Origin of the sequence: Maribacter forsetii DSM 18668 (genome assembly GCF_000744105.1) — a bacterium.
Classification (GTDB): domain Bacteria; phylum Bacteroidota; class Bacteroidia; order Flavobacteriales; family Flavobacteriaceae; genus Maribacter; species Maribacter forsetii.
Genome location: NZ_JQLH01000001.1, coordinates 3,239,185 through 3,260,561, shown reverse-complemented (window position 1 = coordinate 3,260,561; position 21,377 = coordinate 3,239,185). Strand labels below are relative to the sequence as shown.

Sequence of the window (21,377 nt, the reverse complement as noted above, 5' to 3'; positions counted from 1 at the left end):
TAATACTATAATAAAGATTTAGATTATGAAAAATATCAAACCAAACCACTCAATTCCTAAGCAAATCAAATTTATCTTGATATGCTTAGGAATTACATTACCATTGCTTATTCATTCTCAAGATTTTGGTGCTAGTGGTCTATCTGGGGAATCTTCCAATAACCCAACTTCACTTCAATTTGGACCGGATGATAGATTATATGTTTCGCAACAAAATGGTACAATCTATTCATATACAATTAATAGAAACGGTGCAAATGATTATGATGTAGTAGCTACGGAAACTATTAATTTGGTGCAGAACATTCAAAACCATAGCGATATTACAGGACTTGCAGACGGTCAGGGAAATAGACAGGTAACTGGTATATATGTAACAGGTACGGCATATAATCCAAAATTATATGTTAGTTCTAGTGATCCAAGAATAGGTGCTGGAGGTGGAGGTAACGATAGCGGGTTAGATACTAATTCTGGTATGTTATCTTGTTTAACATGTATAGGAGGTGTTGTAGACAATATATGTACTGAATGGGAAAAAGTGGATTTAGTAAGAGGGTTGCCAAGATCAGAAGAAAACCATGCAACAAATGGTATTCAAATTGACGAAACTACAAATACATTATATCTAGCCGTGGGCGGACATACTAATGCCGGAGCTCCTTCAAACAATTTTGCCTTAACTACGGAGTATGTATATTCAGCAGCGATAATAAAGGTAAACTTAAGTATGCTTGAAAGTATGCCTGTTAAAACGTGGTCAGATCAATCAAAATACAAATATGATTTACCAACTTTAGATGACCCAACTAGACCCAATGTAAATGGTATTGATGATATTAATGCTCCAGGATATGATGGTATAGACCCTGGAGATCCTTTTGGTGGTAATGATGGTTTAAATCAAGCCAAAATAGATTTGGCTGGACCTGTTCAGTTGCATGCTACTGGATTTAGAAATTTGTATGACATTATTTTGACGGAGTCAGGTAAAATGTATGGTGTTGATAATGGGGCGAATGGTGGCTGGGGCGGTCATCCAGAAGGTGAGGCCGATTATACTTCAGAAATACCAGTCGGGGGCACTGCTACAGTTACGAATAATTTTTTATCTGGCGAACCTGGGTCAAATGGTAGTGGACCTGGTGGTGATGATAAAGTGAATAATAAAAATGGTTTGCATTATATTAGACCTTTGGTACCAGGTGATTTTAATTATGCGGCTCCAAATGAAATATATTACGGAGGACATCCTGCACCTATTAGAGCTAATCCGGTCGGAGCTGGACTTTATGTGAACGGAACATTTCGAAACGAAATTTTAAGTCCAGATGACCCTAATTTCGCAAACAGTTCTTTACCTGTAGATTGGCCACCAGTACCGGCTTCAATGGCAAATCCCGCCGAAGGAGATTTTAGAAATTCTGGGCAAGATGATAATACACTTTCCAATTATGGACCTTCAACGAACGGTTTAACAGAATATACGGCAAGTAATTTTGACAACGCTTTGAAAGGCAATTTATTATTGGCAGCATATAATGGTAACATTTATAAAGTTGTTTTAAGTGAGGATGGAAAGGTCGCGACCAATTGTCCAGATGTCTCTCAAAATGGTACATCAACTGTGGGTGATTGTAGTAATGGAAGTGCAACTTTTGCTTCCGGTTTTGGGTCCAATCCATTAGATGTAATTGCTCAAGGTGATAACGATACCTTTGCAGGTACGGTTTGGGCGGTAACCTATGGAGAGGATAATATAACAATATTCGAACCAACAGATTATAATGGCATCGATCCTGGAACTTGTGACGGTTTGAATGATGATACTATTGACGACGATGGAGATGGTTATACTAATGCTGATGAAATAGCAAGTGGGAGCAACCCTTGTTCTGGAGCTAGCCAACCAAATGATTTTGATGATGTAGTAGAGTACAATGGTTTTAAGCGGTCAGATTTTAATGATACTGACGATGATAATGATGGTATTCTGGATGTAAACGATGCGTTTTGCTTTGATGCCGAAAATGGTAAAAGTGGTATAGGTAATATCCCTTTTAGATTAGATTTGTTTAATTCAACAGGTTACGGTTTTGGAACTATTGGTTATACAGGAATAATGACTAATGGAACCGATGATTATCTCAATTTGATTGATGACGTAGGAGATGAATTGGTTTTTGGAGGAACTGCTGGTGTATACACAGATCCTTCAGTTTCAGATGGTGATGCATATCAGGCTACGAATTCTCAAAAGAATGCATTTCAGTTTCCTATAAATTCATCCATTGCTACAGGTTCATTTTCTGTGTTAGGACAAATTAATGGTCCATTTTTCAATGATATACCCCCCGTTAACTATGCTGCTCATGGCATATTTATTGGTTCAGGTAATCAAGACAATTATTTAAAGTTAACGCTAAGAAACAATGGAGGTACACCCGCATTACAAATATTATATGAAGAAAATGGCGTTAGTTCAGATGACCAAGTTATTAATGTTCCTGGTATTTTAGCCGCAACTGCTATTAAATTATATTTAAGTGTAGATCCTGGTACAGGTTCGGTACAGGCTAGTTATACGATTGACAGTGGCGACCGTACAGAAATAGGAAATCCTGTTACTGTTAGTGGTGATTTATTAGCAGCGGTTCAAGGTTCATACACAATCAATGGTGTGCCAAGTGCACTCGCAGCAGGTCCAATTGCGACCTCTGCCAATGCTTCACCAGAATTTTCCGCTAGTTGGGATTATTTTTTGGTAGAACAAAATTTATCTGAAACATCCGCTTTAGTAGAAATTAACACAAATGGAATTGACGGCAGTACTTACGGAAATTCTTCTTTTTATATAAAGAATAATGCAATTGGTGCCAATATAACTAATGTGACATTTAATTTGGCAACAGCTTTGTTGCCGGAAGTTGTTTTTGACCCTAATGGAAATGCTGGCGATGGTACCTCTAAAGATTTTACTGCTAATGCCGGTGGAGATGTAACTACAGGTAAAACTACCCATACCTTTGCAAATCCATATGAAGGTGGGTTTTATGAATTGTCTATTGATTTCAATGATTTTGAACCAACAGAAGAAATAGCGTTTGGTTTAGATGTAGATCCAATTAGTATTAAAGGAGGTAGTTCTCCAGGTCCAAATGACTCAGGAAGTGTTTCTGGATTGGAATTGGCGGGTTCAATGGTGACTGTATCATTTGATACGGGAGAGGTCTGGACTATTGAGTTATATAGAACCCAACCAGATTCTGATAGTCAATCTGTAAATGTGGTTAGAAACGCCTTGCCTAATGCTCCTGTAATTGAAATGCTAGGGGTTGAATCACAAAGCGTAGTGTCAAATTCAAATCAAACTATTATTGTGACTGCACCTGTTGATGCAAATGTTTCTCTTTTACAATTAGAAGCAGGTCTGTTTATAGATGGTTTAACAGGACCATATGCAGATGTTGGATATAATATAGACCCATGGGAAATTAATAGTATTATTAATATTCAGGAGTTTGACGGTATTGCCGATAACTCTAGTCAAGTTACTTTTCCAGTTACACTTAGTGATTCGGATGAAGAAGCAGGATTTGCCATTTTTGCAGCTGTAGTTGTTGATGATGATGGTGCTACTAGTAATTTATCTAACTATATTCTAGTAGAATTTGACGAAGCAGCAGTACCTGCTGAAATCATAAGAATTAATGCGGGTGGACCTGCATTCACGGATAATGAAGGTAATGAGTGGTCAGCAGATGAATTTTTTGTAGGAGGAGAACTCTATGCGAATGCAAAAGCTATTGAAAACACTGTTGATGATGTTCTGTACCAAACCGAACGATATGCAACAGTGTTAAATTATGAAATTCCTGTAACGCAAGTTGGTACTTATAATGTTAATCTTTCCATGGCAGAATTGTTTTTTACAGGAGGAAATGGAGGTGTCGGTGCTAGAGTTTTTGATATAGAGATTGAAGGACAAACAGAAATATCCGCTTATGATATTTTTGCAGACGTTGGAACAGCTACTGCTGTGACAAAACAATTTAGTAATATCAATGTAACTGATGGGTTTTTAAGTATTGTAATGACCGCATCTACAAATAATGCCAAGCTTTCTACAATAGAGGTATTGTCAAGTGATATTGAAGTAGAAGATATAGCGATCATAGCTAACCCTATTTCTAATCAAAGTAATCAAGAAGGAACAGAGGCTTTGATAGATGTTGCTGCAACCGGCGGAAACGGTAACCTAATATATACTGCTATAGGATTACCAAATGGTTTGGATTTGGAACCGACAAATGGTGATATTTTTGGAACAATTTTAAACGGAGCTGCTTTTGGCGGACCAAATTCAAACGGTATCTACCCGGTAACCATAACAGTTGATGATAGCGATTCAAATACAGAAGATGCCCAAATAATTACGTTTACATGGACGGTAACACCAGGTGCAGGTGGTGGGGTAGAGCAAGTTCTTTACAGAGTTAACGTTGGAGGTCCTCTAACGGTAGCTGCAGACGGCTCAGAGTTAGATTGGGGTGCTGATCAGAGTAATTTTGGATTAGAAGGCAATTCTCCTTATTTATCAGCTAGTACTGTAGGTAATAGTATATTTTTAGGTTCTTCTGGTGCAGCCCATCCCGGATCAATAATTACAACTGATCCATCATTGGATGCATATCCAGAAATCGATCCAATTATATTTAACTCAGAAAGATATGATGCTGTAGCTGCACCAGAAATGTTATGGCAGTTTCCTGTGGAGACTGGTACTCAAGTCGAAATAGTATTATTGTTTGCTGAATTATATAATGGCATTTCAGGAATTGACCAAAGAGTGTTTGATATATCTGTAGATGGAGAAGTTCCGTCAATTTTCACGGCAATTGATCCTTATGCTATAGCAGGACCAAAAGGAGCTTTTGTACGTTCATTTACAACAGTTTCTGATGGAGTTATTGATCTTGAATTTATTCATGGTGTTGAAAACCCCGCTTTAAAAGGAATTCAAATCAAAGCATTAAATTTTTCAGGAAATCTAGCACCCAAAATTACGGCAATAGCTACCAAAAATAATATTGAAGGTGAAGAGGTTAATGTTCAAATTGTGGCACTTGATGATGATAATTGTGGGGAGTTTATTTATACGGCATCTAATTTACCTACTGGGTTGACGATGAATTCATCAACAGGACTTATAAGTGGTGTACTTGAGGAAGGTACAGGTGGTTCTGGTGTTGATGGTGCTTTTATCGAAGAAAATGGTTTGGTAATAATTGAAGCGGAAACTGATTTTGTTGAGTCTCCTAGTGGATGGAATTTAGAACCTGGTTCGCCGTCATACTTAGTAGCCAGTCAAAATAATTATGGTAATGCAACAGGAGGACAAGTGCTAACTTATAACGTTCAAATAAGTACACCAGGTGTTTACAGGTTACATATGAAATCTGAATTTACGGGTACAAATGCTACTGAAGAAAACGATACATGGTTCAAGGTAGATAATACCGCCGATGTTCATTTCTTTAGTGTACAGGGTGGTGCTTTAAGTAGTACTTCAGAGTTGGAAAATCTTTTAAGTGGTAGTGGGTCAAAAACACTTTATTACCCAGCTGGGAATGCTCAAGGCAGACCGAATCATGGTAATGAAAATCCCGGTAGTAAAGGCTTTTTTAAGGTCTATAGAAGTGGAGGTGGAGGAAATAAATGGGATGCTAAAACCATTGATAATAATGGTTTTCCCATTTACGCCTATTTTCCAAATTCAGGGACTTTCTCCGTTCAAATATCAGAAAGATCTGCAGGGCATAAAGTTGATCGGTTCGGTTTGACTAATATTGATTTACAAGGAACCGGTGTACCTACATCAACTTTAAACGGCGCAGAATCTCTGCAAGTTGAAGGAGGTTCTGCCGGTGCTTCAGAAAGTAGCCCTTATGCTGTACAAGTTTCTGTATCAGATAACTGTTCTCCAGCAGCCTCGTCTGTAATAAATTTCGATTGGATAGTATCCCAAGGGCAATCCGGTGTTGGTTCCGCGTTAGTTCAAGTAACTCCGGGATTGGGTATAGAGGCAAGTACATATGGTAATAATTCTTTTATAATAGAGAATACTGGTACAGTCGATATTACAAGGTTGGAAATTGAGACGACATCAGCTTTTATGTTCGATGTTGTTTTTGATCCAGTAGGAACTGCCGGTGATTCAACAGCTAAGTGCCTTACACCAGGAAACTTAGGAAGTGGTGCTGTTGCCGTGGGTCAATCAGTTATTGACCCATGTCTCGACCCTTTCTTCAACCCTCATAATGGGGTTGATAATTCAGAAGGATTTGATGGTGTTGCTGTTGATTTTACTGATTTTAACTCTGGAGAAACATTTTATTTTGGAGCTGATATGGATCCAACTAGTATCAAAGGTGACTTAAGCGCAGGTGATTCAGGGTCGATTTCAGGGTTTGAATTAATTGGCGCAAAGGTCACAGTATATTTTGCCAATGGTCAATCTTACACATCTGCATTGTGGGATCAAGGTTCACTAGGAGGTTCAGATGCTATAATAACTGAAACAGACTTAACAGCACCAATTATTACAGCTGCTGGTCTATCCGCTCCATCATTAACTAATAATTCAAACCAAACTATTAATATTATCGGAGAACCAAATGCAACAGTTGAATTGTTGAGAGTTGATTCACATTTATTTATTGACCCAGGGAACCCTACGGTAGGTTACGATGTAGATCCATTTGAAGCTAATTCTGCAATGGCGAAGGAATTGTATTCCATAACACTAGATGCATCGGGTATAGGTTCTGTCCCTGTTATATTAACAAAAACGTTAGGTACGGGTAATGCACCTGATGGAGGATTGAATCATTTTATAGCTATCACCACCTCTCCAAACGGTAATAGTATTGCTTCGAATATAATTGTATTAGAATATGACCCAGAAGCTGTTAACTCTGATGTAAATTTGTCATATACGTTACAGTCTTGGAATAATTCTATTTCTAGTAATATTGATTTTACCGTAGAAGTTTATACAAGTGGAGTAGAAACACCAGTGTTAACTACTGAAATAAATACTACTGTTAGTGAGGGTCTTTTATCTTTTTCGGGTCTTGAAATAGGTACATATAATTTAGTAGTAAAAGCAAATAAACATTTGCAGATAGTATTATTGAATGTTGACATAGTTAATGGTGTTAATTCATTCGATTTAGGACAACTGTTAGGTGGGGACACTAATAATGATAATCAAGTAACTGCACTAGATTTTTCCTTGTTAGTTGCCAGTTTTAATATCTCTGAAGGGTCTACAGGTTATAACGAAGCTGCTGATATAAATGGGGATAAGTCAGTTTCTGCATTAGATTTTTCATTATTGGTTTCTAATTTTAATCAGCAGGGAGATGTTTATGTTCCTTAATATGAAATAAATTATTTCTTTATAAAAAAAAGGAGACCAACTAGGTCTCCTTTTTTCATATAACTTGATAAAGCTTATTCCTGCATAGAGTGATATACGTTCTGTACATCATCATCTTCTTCTAGTTTTTCTAGAAGCTTTTCAACATCAGCAGTTTCTTCTTCGTTAAGTGCCTTTGTCACTTGTGGTATACGTTCAAAGCCTGATGATAAAATTTCAATTTCACGGTTCTCCAATTCTTTTTGAAGAGCACCAAAACTTTCAAAAGGTCCGTATATTAATATTCCGTCATCGTCTACGAAAACTTCTTCAGCGCCAAAATCAATTAATTCTAATTCTATTTCTTCAGGGTCTAAACCTTCAGCTGGAATACGGAAGTTACAAGTATGATCGAACATGAATTCAACGGAACCTGAAGTACCTAAATTACCGTTGCATTTATTGAAGTAACTTCTAACGTTAGCAACCGTTCTTGTATTATTGTCAGTAGCGGTTTCTACTAGAACAGCTATACCATGAGGAGCATATCCTTCAAAAAGAACTTCTTTGTAATCACCAAGACTTTTATCACTCCCTCTTTTTATAGCGCGTTCCACATTGTCTTTCGGCATGTTGACCGACTTGGCATTTTGTATAACCGCTCTTAATCGCGAATTTGAATCAGGATCCGGTCCTCCTTCTTTTACGGCCATCACAATATCTTTGCCAATACGAGTAAAGGCTTTGGACATTGCTGACCATCTTTTCATTTTACGTGCTTTTCTAAACTCAAAAGCTCTTCCCATGGTAAATTATTTTAAACAAATGTACAAAAACGGTCAATGTTCAGAAATCATTAAATAAATTTCATGAATACCATTTTTAACTATTAGTATTGATTATTAAAATTCACTTTCTATAATATCTTCTATAGTTCTAGCTAGAACAAAATCTTTTTCGGTAACACCATTGGCATCATGAGTATTTAAACGAATATTCAAGGTGTTGTACACATTGCTCCAATCTGGGTGGTGATCTTGAGCTTCGCACTCAAATGCAATTCTTGTCATTACAGAAAAGGCTTCTTTGAAATTTTTAAATTCAAATGTGGTTTCTATGGCGCCATCCACATATTCCCATCCGTCCAATTGACCCAAATAATCCGCTATTTGCTGGTCAGTAAATTTTTCCATTTCTTTCATAATTGCTGCTAATTTAAAACATGATGGTCAATAATATCTTGAAAAGTAAACTGTAAATTTTTAGGTAATGTATTGGTCTTTGGTAAAACTGCCAAATATCTATCTTCATTGGTAGTATATACCCTTTTGATTATTGGGTTGAAATTGCCAACACGTTCTAATACTTCCTTTATAAAATCTTCGTGATGTGTTAAGTCATTACTTCCTAAATGATAAATACCGGTTTTGTTTCTATTTATAAGATAATGAATTTGCTGGGTTAGTTTATCATCATTAGTGACATTTAATATCAAATTAGGAAAGACCTCTACAGGTTCGTTGGCTATAATCGCTTTTTTCATATCCTTTACTCTTGGAGAACTGTTGCCAAAAACCATAGGAACTCTTAAAATAGCCATTTTATCTTTTGGTAACCTAAGCAGCATATTTTCAATCTTAATTTTCAGTCTGCCATACACACTTTCAGATAAAGTCTTGTCCATTTCATAGGATGGATATTTACTATAGGCATCAAAAACATTGGCAGAGGATATAAAGTAAATTTTACAGTCTTCTTTTAAAACATACTCGGCTAAATGACTGTGTGCAATAACAAGGGCTGCAAAATTACCTCTTAATGCGGAAACTATAACCTGTGGTTTCAGTTCTTCTAATACTTCAACAATATCATCTTCCTCTAAATTATAATGTATAAATTGTTTGTTAGATGAAAAAGAATTTGCGGCATGACAATAGGTGCCATAGGTGTCAAAATAATTACAAAGCTCTTTGTAAATTGCATTACCTATGAATCCGCTTCCGCCAAGAATCAGTATTTTTTTAGAGTCTAATTTCAAAAAATAGAAAGTTCAGTTTCTGTGGTTAATTTTTCAAGGGCTAGCATTCCTAATTTGGAATTTCCTTTAGGATTGAGACCGGGAGACCATGTAGCTACACAGAATTTATTTGGTAGTAATGCTACAATACCGCCACCAACACCACTCTTGCCGGGTAAGCCAACTTCAAAAGCAAATTCGCCTGCTTCATCGTAGAATCCGCACGTTAGCATTATAGCATTAATTCGTTTTACTTGAGATAATGTTAAATATGTCTTGTTTCTTCTACATTTACCATGATTCATGAAAACGTAGAATATATGTGTTAGCTGTGCACAATTCATGGCAAGTGAACATTGATGAAAATAGAAGTCTAGTACAACATCTACCTCATTATTTAAATTGCCATAAGATTTTAATAAGTTGGCAGCTGCAAAATTTCGAAATCCTGTTTTCTTTTCGGAAAGTGCTACGGTTTCATCATAATCTATTGTGTTATCACCTGCAATATTTCTAACGTAGTTTAGAAAATCTTCTTTCGGATTCTTTAATTGTGAAACCAAAATATCCGCAATAACTATAGCGCCAGGGTTTATTAACGGATTTCTTGGAATTCCGTTTTCTAATTCTAATAACGATAGATGGTTAAATGGATCACCAGATGGTTCAACATCAACACGTTTCCAAACGTCTTCTCCAATAAGGCTTAATGCCATAGACAATGTTAGAACTTTAGAAATACTTTGAATTGAAAACAGTTCGTTTGAATTTCCTGCAGAAAAGTCGTTCTGCAGATTGTCTATGAGGTGTATACCAAAATTGTTTACATCTACTTTTGCTAATTCTGGAATGTAATTAGCAATTTCTCCCCTTTCCTTCTCATTGGATGCAGCTTCATTTATAGCGGTAAGAATACGTTGAAAATCTATCATTTACTTTTTGTAAAATGGTAATTTAACTATAGTTGCAGATACAGCTTTCTTTCTTATTTGAATATTGATTTTGCTACCTACTTCCGTAAATATCGGTGGAACATACCCTAGTCCGATTCCGGTTCCCATAGAAGGCGACATCGTACCAGATGTTACTATGCCAATAGTTTTTCCACTACCATCAACTATATCATAACCATGTCTTGGTATGCCACGTTCATCTAATTCAAAAGCTACTAATTTGCGTTCTGGACCGTGTTGCTTTTCTTTTGCCAAAGCCTCAGAGTTTACAAACTCTTTGGTGAATTTGGTTACCCATCCTAATCCAGCTTCAAAGGGAGATGTATTATCATCAATATCATTCCCGTAAAGGCAGTATCCCATTTCTAGACGAAGTGTGTCTCTAGCCGCTAGTCCTATTGGTTTAATTCCAAAATCCGCTCCGGCTTCAAAAACCTTGTCCCATATTTGTTTAACCTCTTCATTTTTACAGTAAATTTCAAATCCTCCAGATCCAGTATATCCAGTTGCAGAAATAATCACATTGTCTATACCTGCAAAATCGGCAACTTCAAAATGATAAAATTTTATATCGGCTAAATTAACAGAAGTCAAAGATTGCATTGCTTCAACAGCCTTAGGACCTTGAATAGCTAAAAGCGAATATCCTTCAGAGATATCTCGGATATCTGCTTTTAAATCTGTATTGTAAGATGAAATGTGATTCCAGTCTTTTTCAATATTTGAAGCGTTCACCACTAGCAAATATTGTTCTTCTTTAATTTTATAAATGATTAGGTCATCTACTATACCACCAGTTTCATTAGGTAGGCAACTATACTGAGCTCTACCAATGGTCAATTTAGATGCATCGTTAGAAGAAACTTTCTGAATCAAGGCTAATGCATTTGGTCCAGAAATTAAAAACTCGCCCATATGCGATACATCAAAAACCCCAACAGCATTACGAACTGTTTCATGTTCGGCATTTACACCTTCGTATGAAACGGGCATGTTGTAACCAGCAAATGGTACCATTTTGGCACCAAGTGATTCGTGTGTTGTGGTAAGCGCAGTATTTTTCATCTTGTTCTATTTATTAGCGATACAAATTTATCGAAAATAAATAGAAGCAAATGTGGCTAAACCTTGATTTGGGAAAATATTGTAACCTTTAATTGAGGTCTACGATTTTAATAGAAAATCTTTGAGTCCTTCATAGGTTGAAATCTTAATTGATTTTTTTGTTTTACCCATTACTTTTTCAATTTGTGTTGGGATTTCCAATTTCTCATTTAAGGTTTCCTCAACAATATCCAAAAATTTAACTGGGTGTGCAGTTTCTAGGAAAATACCATAAGTGTCAGGGTGTGTTTCTTGATATTTCTTTAGGCCCAAGTAACCTACAGCACCATGAGGATCGGCAATGTATCCGTTGATATTGTAAATTTCCTTTAAGGCTTCTTTTGTTTGATTGTCATCAAAAGGATAAGAGGAAAGATTCTCTTTTAATGCTTCAAAATTATCCTGAAACAAATGCCTGATTCTAATAAAATTACTAGGGTCGCCTACATCCATAGCATTGGAAATTGTAGCTGTTGATGGTTTAGGAGTGTACTCTTTTGTAAGCATAAACTGAGGTACGGTATCGTTAACATTCGTAGAGGCTACAAAATGTTTTACAGGCATTCCTAGACGTTGAGCTACTAATCCTGCGCAAATATTACCAAAGTTACCTGAAGGAACAGAAAACACTATTTCTTTACCTTTTGATTTCGCTTGCTTGTAAGCAAAAAGGAAATAGAATAATTGTGGCAACCAACGGGCAACATTAATGGAATTTGCAGAAGTCAACTTCATATTGTCCAGAAGTTCTTTGTCTAAAAAAGCATTCTTAACCATAGCTTGGCAATTATCAAAAGTACCATTTACTTCTAAAGCAGTAATATTTTTACCCAAAGTAGTTAGTTGTCTTTCCTGAATATCGCTCACTTTTCCGCTTGGATAAAGAATAACCACATTCACACCTGCAACACCTAAAAAACCATTTGCAACTGCACCGCCAGTGTCGCCAGAAGTTGCTACAAGTACGGTAACCTCATTTTTTGAAGATCTGGAAAAATAACCTAAACATTGCGCCATAAAACGAGCACCAACATCTTTAAATGCCATCGTAGGACCGTGGAATAGTTCTAGTGTGGCAATATTCGGTGTAATTTCAACTACCGGAAAATCAAAGTCCAATACTTCTTTTAAAATGTCTTTCAATACATCGTCAGGTACTATGCCTTCTACAAATTGTTGTATTGCCTTAAATGCAATTTCTTCGTTAGAGAAGTTCTCTATGTTCTCGAAAAAAGAACTTGGTAGTGGACTGATTTTCTCAGGAAAGTACAAACCTTTATCAGGTGCAATACCATTAATTACGGCGGTATCAAAAGAAACCTGAGGCGCTGAATTATTTAAACTATAGAATTTCAAGCTGAATATTTTTAATTGTTATGATTGTAGTGATGTCTAACTTATAATAGTTTAACACCTTCCATATTGATTTTTGATACGTGTATTTCGTAAGCAATACCGATTTTATCGTAAACGGTTTTCATTGCATCACCAACTTTTACAGCTGTTTCGTTTCCTTTGCTAAATGCAAAAATTGATGGTCCAGACCCAGAGATGCCAGAGCCTAAAGCACCGGCTTCTAAAGAAACTTTTTTAACTTCATCAAAACCGGGAATTAAGATAGAACGGATGGGTTCTACAATATGGTCTTCTAAAGAACGACCAATTAAGTCGTAATCTTCTTTGAATAACCCTGCAACCAAGCCACCTACATTACCCCATTGTTTAATTCCGGTTTCCATAGAAATAGTAGTTTTTAAGATCTTTCTAGAATCTGAAGTTTTTATTTCTATTTGCGGATGAATTATGGTTACATATAATTCTGATGGTGCGGGAATGTCTATAACGTCTAGCGGACTATAGCTACGTACAAGTGTAAAACCACCGAATAGGGCAGGGGCTACATTATCTGCATGAGCAACATCACTGGCCAAACGTTCACCTTCCATGGCAAATTTTACCAGTTCGGTCTTACTGAATGGGTTTCCCAATAAATGGTTCATTGCCCATACGGCACCTGCAGAACTAGCGGCACTACTCCCAATACCACTACCTGGCTTTATTTTTTTATCTATTTTAATTTCAAATCCGCCATCATAATCAGAAGCCAATAAAAAAGCGTTTCCGGCTACACCAGCTACGTTATTTAAAGTTTCTTTTGGTAGATCTTGCCCGGTAAGTTTGGTTATGAAAATACCTTTTTTAGATACCTTTCTAACAATCATGTCATCGCCGACCGAGTCTAGGGCAACCCCTAGAACATCAAATCCGCATGAAACATTTGCAACCGTTGCTGGGCAAAAAACTTTAATTTCATTCTGGTTCATAATGAATATATTATTTATGAAATTTAGAAATTACCAATTCGTATGATATCTGCAAATATACCTGAAGCCGTTACAGCTGCACCAGCACCAGCACCTTTAATGATCATTGGCTGGTCTGGGTATCTTTCAGTGTAAAATAAAACAATATTATCGCTACCCTCTAGGTTGTAAAAATCGTGTCCCCTAGGTATTTCCTGTAAACCAACACTAGCCTTTCCATTATCAAACTGAGCAACATATTTCAATTTGCTATCTGCATTTTTTGCGCTGGTAAATAGGGATTGAAAATGAGCTTCGTTTTGTATTAAAGAAGCAAAGAACTCATCATTATTAGCTGTGTTTAAACTTTCTTCAGGTAAGAATGGATTGTTGGTAATGTCGCTGATTTCTAATTGATTTCCACTCTCACGAGCTAAAATTAATATTTTACGCATTACGTCAACTCCACTTAAATCAATTTTTGGATCTGGCTCAGTATACCCCTCTTCCTGAGCTTGTTTTACCACATCATGAAAGGTAGTTTTGTCATTGAAGTTATTGAAAACAAAGTTCAAGCTACCAGATAACACAGCTTGAATTTTCAATATTTTATCTCCTGATGCAATCAGATGTTTTAGCGTATCAATAATTGGTAAACCGGCGCCAACATTAGTTTCGAATAAAAAGGGCGCGTTATAAGTTCTTGCCAATGATTTAAGATTTGAATAGTTCTCGTAGGCAGAAGAACATGCAATTTTATTACAAGTAACTACTGATATGCTGTTACCTAAATATTCGCTATATGTTTTAGAAACCTCTTCACTTGCTGTGTTATCAACGAAGATGCTATTTCTATAATTCAAGCTATTTACTAATTCTAAAAACTTGACCTTATCGGCTTTTTCACCTTCGGCAAGTTTTGCAGACCAATCACTTAAGTCTATGCCTTTTTCATCAAAAAGCATAGTTCTAGAATTAGACATACCAATTACGCGAATATTCAATTTTAAATTCTCTTTCAAGAATTTACGTTGCTCTTTAATTTGCTCTAAAAATTTAGCTCCAACATTACCAACACCCATTACAAATAGGTTTAATTGCTTAATGTTTTCTTCAAAAAACTCTTCGTGCAATGCATTTAGTGCTTTTTTTACATCCTTTTCATCTATTATACACGAAATGTTTCTTTCAGATGCACCCTGCGCAATGACTCTAATATTTACATTGTTTTTACCAAGAGTGCTGAACATTTTACCGCTCAATCCTTGATGGCTTTTCATGTTGTCACCAACTAGCGCAACAATGGCTAAATCTTTTTCAGGCATTACTTCTTTTATGCGACCTCTTTCAATTTCATATTCAAAGGCTTCATTTACTATGTGTACTGCATTTTCAACATCGTCCGCAGATATGGCTACACATATGGAATGTTCAGAAGAAGCCTGTGTAATTAATACGACACTAATATCCGCTTGTGAAAGTACTTCAAAAAAACGTTTAGAAATCCCTGGTATTCCTACCATTCCTGGTCCTTCTAAGGATAGCAAAGCAATATTGCCAATATGGCTTATTCCACGAACGGTCTTTCCTTTTTCGTTTTTGGATTTTGTAATTAATGTACCAGCTTCATCAGGACTAAAAGTGTTCTTAATAACAATGGATATGCCTTTAGCTAACACGGGCTGTATTGTAGGTGGGTAAAGTACTTTAGCGCCAAAATGAGAAAGTTCCATAGCTTCCTCATAAGAAATATGTGGTATAGCTTTGGCTTGTTTCACCATTTTAGGGTTGGCAGTGTACATTCCACTTACATCTGTCCAGATTTCTAGCACATCCGCATCAATGGCGGCAGCATAAATAGCAGCCGTATAGTCAGAACCACCTCTGCCTAGTGTAGTAGAAATTCCTTCTTCAGAAGTAGCTATAAATCCAGGGCAAACAATTATTTTTTTATTTGAAACTTTAAAATAATCTATGCAGTTAGCATTGGTTTTTGCGAAATTGACCACATTTTTACCGTTAAGCTTATGCGTGATTATAAGCTCTCTACTATCTTTGAACTCAGCATCCAGTTTTTCGCTTATTAGATATTCGCTAATAATATACGAAGATAGAAGTTCGCCGTAGCTAACTATTTTGTCAGATAATTTCGGAGTAATTTCTCCGATAAAAAAGGCACCTTCTAAAAGAGTTTCCAATACATTGAACTCGCTTTTTACTTTGCTAAGTACCTTGCTTTGTGCTGTAACCGGCATAAGCTCTTTAATGGTAGAAAGATGTCTTTCTTCTAATGTGCTTAGAATCTTTTTATAGGATTCATCTTGGACAGAAGCTAAGGATCCAGCTTCTAGTAAAAGATCCGTTACACCACCTAATGCAGAAACAACCAGAATTATAGGGTCGTTGTACTTAGAGATGATATTTTTAATTTTAATTATATTTTCAGGTTTGGCTACAGATGAACCACCAAATTTTAGAACTTTCATGATATGAAATATTGACTTTGTAATTTAAGATATGGTGTAATTAAACACAGGTACGGAGAAATATAGTTTTTAACCCCTAAGGGTGAAACAAGCCGTAGTTGTACCATAAGTAATAGTAGCTGAAGTGAAATCGAATGTTATGTCTGTTTTATAGCAGTCCATAAATACTAATGGTTGAAAATCAAAAGTAGTACATTTGATAACTTAAACAAATCATTCCACAATTTTTTACGGAATAGTTATTTTTTAGATATAAATACAATAAAGAATGAAATTATATAGCGCAAAACAGATTTATAAAGCAGATCAGATTTCTATTAAAAAAGAGGAGATAGAAAGTAATGAGTTAATGGAACGTGCTGCTTTACAACTCTTCAATTGGATGCATCTACGCATGCAAGGAGCTCCCGTTAAAATACATTTATTCTGTGGAATTGGCAATAATGGGGGTGATGGTATTGCCCTTGCTAGGCATCTAGTGGACCATGGTTATAATGTAGAAGTATACGTTATAAATTACAGTGAGAAGCGATCAAAAGATTTTCTGATAAATTTAGATAGATTGAAAGATCGTAAGGTATGGCCTCATTTTATGAATTGTGATGATGAGTTACCAGAAATTGGCAGAGAGGATATTATTGTAGACGGAATTTTTGGAATTGGATTAAATAGAACACCAGACGCTTGGGTAACAAAAGTAATTCAGTATTTAAATAATTCTCAAGCTTTCATTCTTTCTATTGATATTCCGTCAGGATTATTTACAGATAAAGGTCCCGAAGATTTTGAATCTATAATAAAGTCAAATTATGTATTAAGTTTTCAAACTCCAAAATTGGTGTTCTTTTTACCGGAAACAGGTAGGTATATTGAACAATGGGAGGTTTTGGATATAGGTTTAGATCCAGAATATCTAAGAGTTACGGAAACCGATTATGAATTAATAGGTAAAAATGAAGTGCTAACTTTATATAAACCTAGAGAGAAATATGGTCATAAAGGTACTTACGGACATTCATTACTAATTGGTGGTAGTTATGGTAAAATAGGTTCTATATGTCTTTCATCTAAAGCGGCATTGTATTCCGGTAGTGGTCTGGTAACGTCTTATGTTCCTAGAATAGGATATAACATTATACAGACCTCATTGCCTGAAATTATGGTCTTAACAGATACAGATGAAAATGAACTTACGGATATTAAGTTTGATTTAGAGCCGTCAGTTATAGGAGTAGGTGTTGGTATAGGAACAAGTGAACCTACAGTGAAAGCCTTATCTAATTTTTTAAAAGGTAATAAGGCACCATTAGTAATAGATGCGGATGCGCTAAATATTCTTTCTCAGAATAAAGAGTTGTTAAAAGATTTACCCGAAGATTCTATATTAACTCCACATCCAAAAGAGCTAGAACGATTAATTGGAAAATGGAAAGACGACTTTGAAAAATTAACCAAGGTCAAAAAGTTTTCAAAAAAATATAAGTGTATAATAGTTATTAAAGGTGCACATACCATTGTAGTTCAGAATGACAAAGGTTATGTAAATACAACCGGAAACCCCGGTATGGCTACTGCGGGAAGTGGTGATGTCTTAACTGGTGTGATTACAGGTTTAAGAGCTCAGGGTTATCCTGTTTTAGATGCTGCAATATTTGGAGTCTACTTGCATGGTAGAGCCGGTGATATTGCTGTGGAATCTACAGGTTTTCAATCGTTAACAGCTTCTCATCTTATTGATAATATTGCTGGTGCATATTTGGATTTATTTAAACTACCTGAACAACCTGTAGTGGAGGAAGAAAATCAACAAAGTTGATTCTCTTTATGAATTAACTCTTCTTTTAACCCATTTTAATGCATTGTCAAATTCAATGAAAAACTTCATTGGTTTTTTATAAAACAGTTTTTCAATCTTAAAGTTATGCATGTCTATTTCTTTTACAGAAACTATTGCAAAAGCTTTAAGGTTGTCTAATTGCTTAAGATAGTTATATATAGTAGGGTCTATGGCAAAAGAGTTTTTACGTAAACTTATGAAGCCAAAGTTTCTGTCTCTAAAATGAATTTCAGATATACCGATAATCTGATACGCTCTTTCCAGCGTTAAAGTCGCTCCCTCGTCAAAGATCGATACCATGTAATTATCATAAACTTGAATTTTTCCGGTTTCTAATTCGTACTCCCGCACAATTACCTTCTTCTTGGTAGATCCTAACTTCATTCTTATCGTATTATATAGTGTGTCTGAAGCGAAAGTATAAGGAACTACTTTTTCTAGGTAACTTTTTAGTTTAAACGCGAAAATATCGTTCGTACTGCGTATGGCTACTATTCAGTGTATTTGTATTCTTACAATCGAAATTGAATTGTACGAAAAAGGAGCCCTACAAAGGGCTCCTTTTTTTATATTAGTAAATTAAGAATACCTATGTTTTAGGTGATTCTTTCTCTGCTTTTTCAATTTTTATAGTCAATTCTTCACTTTTCTTGTCAAGATCGATATAAATACTATCTCCTTCTTTAAGTTTAGAATTCACTATTTCTTCCGCAAGTGCATCTTCAATATATTTTTGAATAGCTCTTTTTAGCGGTCTAGCTCCATATTGTTTGTCAAAGCCTTTCTCTGCAATATAATCCTTAGCTTCATCAGTAAGGTTCAAGTGGTAACCAATATCCTTGATTCTCTTGAATAACTTCGCTAATTCAATATCAATGATCTTATGAATGTCTTCTCTTTCAAGAGCGTTGAAAACAATTACATCATCAATTCTATTTAAGAATTCAGGAGCGAAAGCTTTCTTCAAGGCATTCTCAATAACACCTTTTTGATGCGCATCTTCTTGTGACTTTTTGGCAGAAGTACCGAAACCGACACCTTGTCCAAAGTCCTTTAGTTGTCTAGCGCCAATATTAGAAGTCATTATAATAATGGTATTTCTAAAATCGATTTTACGACCAAGACTATCTGTTAAGAAACCATCATCCAATACTTGTAACAACATGTTGAATACATCTGGATGTGCTTTTTCAACTTCATCTAAAAGAATAACAGAGTAAGGTTTTCTTCTAACTTTTTCAGTTAATTGACCACCTTCTTCATAACCAACATATCCTGGAGGTGCACCAACTAATCTAGAGATGGCGAATTTTTCCATATACTCACTCATATCTATACGAATAAGTGCGTCTTCAGAATCAAAAAGTTCTTTAGCCAATACTTTTGCCAATTGTGTTTTACCAACACCTGTTTGACCTAAAAAGATAAACGAACCAATTGGCTTGTTTGGATCTTTAAGTCCGGCTCTATTACGTTGTATAGCTTTAGAAACCTTGGCAACTGCATCATCTTGACCAATAACATTAGATTTAATAAGTTCAGGTAAACCTGCTAACTTATTACTTTCAGTTTGTGCAATTCTATTTACAGGAATTCCACTCATCATAGAAACAACATCTGCAACATTGTCTTCACTAACGGTCTCTTTGTTAAGCTTGCTGTCATCTTCCCAGCGCTCTTGAGCAATAGCAAGTTCCTTTTCTAGACTTTTTTCGTCATCACGAAGCTTTGCGGCTTCTTCATATTTCTGCTTTTTAACAACACTGTTCTTAAGCTCACGTACATCTTCTAATTTCTTTTCCAATTCAAGAATTTGTTTTGGAACATCCATGTTAACAATGTGCACACGAGAACCAGCTTCATCTAAAGCATCAATAGCTTTGTCCGGTAAAAAACGATCCGTCATGTATCTATTAGTCAACTTAACACAAGCTTCAATAGCTTCATCAGTGTAGGTTACATTATGGTGATCTTCGTATTTACCTTTTATGTTATGAAGAATTTCAATTGTCTCATCAACAGAAGTTGGTTCAACAATAACTTTTTGAAAACGTCTTTCTAAAGCACCGTCCTTTTCAATATACTGTCTGTATTCATCTAGGGTAGTGGCACCAATACATTGAATTTCACCTCTAGCTAATGCTGGTTTAAACATATTGGAAGCATCTAAACTTCCGGTAGCTCCACCTGCACCTACAATAGTATGAATTTCATCAATGAATAAAATAACGTCGTCATTCTTTTCTAATTCGTTCATTACTGCTTTCATTCGCTCTTCAAACTGTCCACGGTATTTTGTACCGGCAACTAAAGATGCAAGATCAAGTGTAACAACTCTTTTGTTATAAAGAATTCTAGAAACTTTTTTATCTATAATTCTTAAGGCAAGACCTTCTGCAATGGCACTTTTACCAACGCCAGGCTCACCTATAAGTAATGGGTTGTTCTTTTTTCTTCTACTAAGAATTTGAGAAACCCTTTCTATTTCTTTTTCTCTACCAACAACTGGGTCCAATTTATTTTCCTCAGCCATTTGGGTAAGGTCTCTACCAAAATTATCTAATACCGGAGTTTTAGATTTTTTGGTACCTTTTTGACTAGAAGAAGCACCGAAAGTACTTTCTTTACCTTCGTTCGTATCTTCAGAATCACTAGGGAAAGATTCGGCCGTTGGGCCGTCTACCATATCGTCATCGCTTGTAATCATAAATTTAAACTGTTCCTTAACTCCGTCATAATCTACCTTTAGTTTATGTAAAAGCTTCGTAGTAGGGTCGTTTTCATTTCTAAGAATACAAAGTAGAAGGTGCGCTGTATTTATAGAAGAACTTTGAAAAAGTTTAGCTTCTAGAAATGTGGTTTTCAATGCACGCTCTGCCTGCCTTGTTAAGTGCAAATTCTTTTTATCTTTTTGTACGCCACTGGCGTTAGGGTTAGAAGGACTAAGTATTTCTACTTTTCTACGTAGGTGTTCCAGATCAACTTCCAAAGCATCTAAAATGCTTATAGCCTTCCCGTTTCCATCTCTAAGAAGCCCTAGCATGAGGTGCTCGGTACCGATAAAATCGTGACCAAGTCGCAATGCTTCCTCCTTGCTATAAGCAATTACATCCTTAACTCTTGGGGAAAAATTATCATCCATATACTATATTATCTACTATAAAATTACTAAATATGATTCAATCAATGGCAAATACCGTACCTATAATCGTTAAAGTTATTGTAAAACCCATTAAATGCGGCTTTAATAGTAC

The 21,377-nt window shown here is 35.8% G+C and carries 12 protein-coding genes; 2 read left to right on the top strand and 10 right to left on the bottom strand.

Annotation, left to right across the window (positions count from 1 at the left end; all coding sequences use genetic code 11):
* The first annotated feature begins 25 nt into the window (after window positions 1-25).
* Window positions 26-7,444, top strand: coding sequence for a malectin domain-containing carbohydrate-binding protein (locus P177_RS19475; protein WP_051941854.1), 7,419 nt, complete (start codon window positions 26-28; stop codon window positions 7,442-7,444).
* Between the two features lie 74 nt (window positions 7,445-7,518).
* On the opposite strand, the gene P177_RS13935 is transcribed toward P177_RS19475, so the two are convergent.
* From P177_RS13935 to thrA, 8 genes are all read right to left on the bottom strand, one after another.
* The gene (locus P177_RS13935) at window positions 7,519-8,229 is read right to left on the bottom strand and encodes a YebC/PmpR family DNA-binding transcriptional regulator (protein WP_036155680.1); all 711 of its coding nucleotides are present in this window, start codon (window positions 8,227-8,229) and stop codon (window positions 7,519-7,521) included.
* 96 nt (window positions 8,230-8,325) lie between these two features.
* On the bottom strand, window positions 8,326-8,616 hold the full coding sequence (locus P177_RS13930; RefSeq protein WP_036158489.1) for a 4a-hydroxytetrahydrobiopterin dehydratase: 291 nt from the start codon (window positions 8,614-8,616) through the stop codon (window positions 8,326-8,328).
* A 17-nt stretch (window positions 8,617-8,633) separates the two neighbouring features.
* Window positions 8,634-9,461 (bottom strand): sugar nucleotide-binding protein, encoded by an 828-nt coding sequence (locus P177_RS13925; RefSeq protein ID WP_036155678.1) that lies wholly within the window; start codon window positions 9,459-9,461, stop codon window positions 8,634-8,636.
* Window positions 9,458-10,372, bottom strand: coding sequence for a glutaminase (locus P177_RS13920; RefSeq protein ID WP_036155676.1), 915 nt, complete (start codon window positions 10,370-10,372; stop codon window positions 9,458-9,460). Before P177_RS13920 ends, P177_RS13925 begins: the two co-directional genes overlap by 4 nt.
* Window positions 10,373-11,458, bottom strand: a complete 1,086-nt coding sequence (gcvT, locus tag P177_RS13915) for a glycine cleavage system aminomethyltransferase GcvT (RefSeq protein WP_036155674.1) — start codon at window positions 11,456-11,458, stop codon at window positions 10,373-10,375.
* 99 nt (window positions 11,459-11,557) lie between these two features.
* A complete protein-coding gene (gene thrC / locus P177_RS13910; RefSeq protein WP_036155672.1) occupies window positions 11,558-12,853 on the bottom strand; it encodes a threonine synthase in 1,296 nt (431 codons plus the stop codon).
* A 41-nt stretch (window positions 12,854-12,894) separates the two neighbouring features.
* On the bottom strand, window positions 12,895-13,821 hold the full coding sequence (locus tag P177_RS13905; protein ID WP_036155670.1) for a homoserine kinase: 927 nt from the start codon (window positions 13,819-13,821) through the stop codon (window positions 12,895-12,897).
* A gap of 23 nt (window positions 13,822-13,844) precedes the next feature.
* Entirely contained in the window at window positions 13,845-16,286 is a 2,442-nt protein-coding gene (gene thrA, locus P177_RS13900; RefSeq protein WP_036155668.1) for a bifunctional aspartate kinase/homoserine dehydrogenase I, read from the bottom strand.
* A gap of 268 nt (window positions 16,287-16,554) precedes the next feature.
* Between thrA and P177_RS13895 the strand changes: the two genes are divergently transcribed.
* Entirely contained in the window at window positions 16,555-18,102 is a 1,548-nt protein-coding gene (locus tag P177_RS13895) for a bifunctional ADP-dependent NAD(P)H-hydrate dehydratase/NAD(P)H-hydrate epimerase (RefSeq protein ID WP_036155666.1), read from the top strand.
* Window positions 18,103-18,108: 6 nt separating this feature from the next.
* On the opposite strand, the gene P177_RS13890 is transcribed toward P177_RS13895, so the two are convergent.
* Together P177_RS13890 and P177_RS13885 are read right to left on the bottom strand one after the other, a co-directional pair.
* Window positions 18,109-18,507 (bottom strand): hypothetical protein, encoded by a 399-nt coding sequence (locus P177_RS13890; RefSeq protein ID WP_036155664.1) that lies wholly within the window; start codon window positions 18,505-18,507, stop codon window positions 18,109-18,111.
* A 205-nt stretch (window positions 18,508-18,712) separates the two neighbouring features.
* A complete protein-coding gene (locus P177_RS13885; protein WP_036155662.1) occupies window positions 18,713-21,265 on the bottom strand; it encodes an ATP-dependent Clp protease ATP-binding subunit in 2,553 nt (850 codons plus the stop codon).
* Window positions 21,266-21,377: the final 112 nt, after the last annotated feature.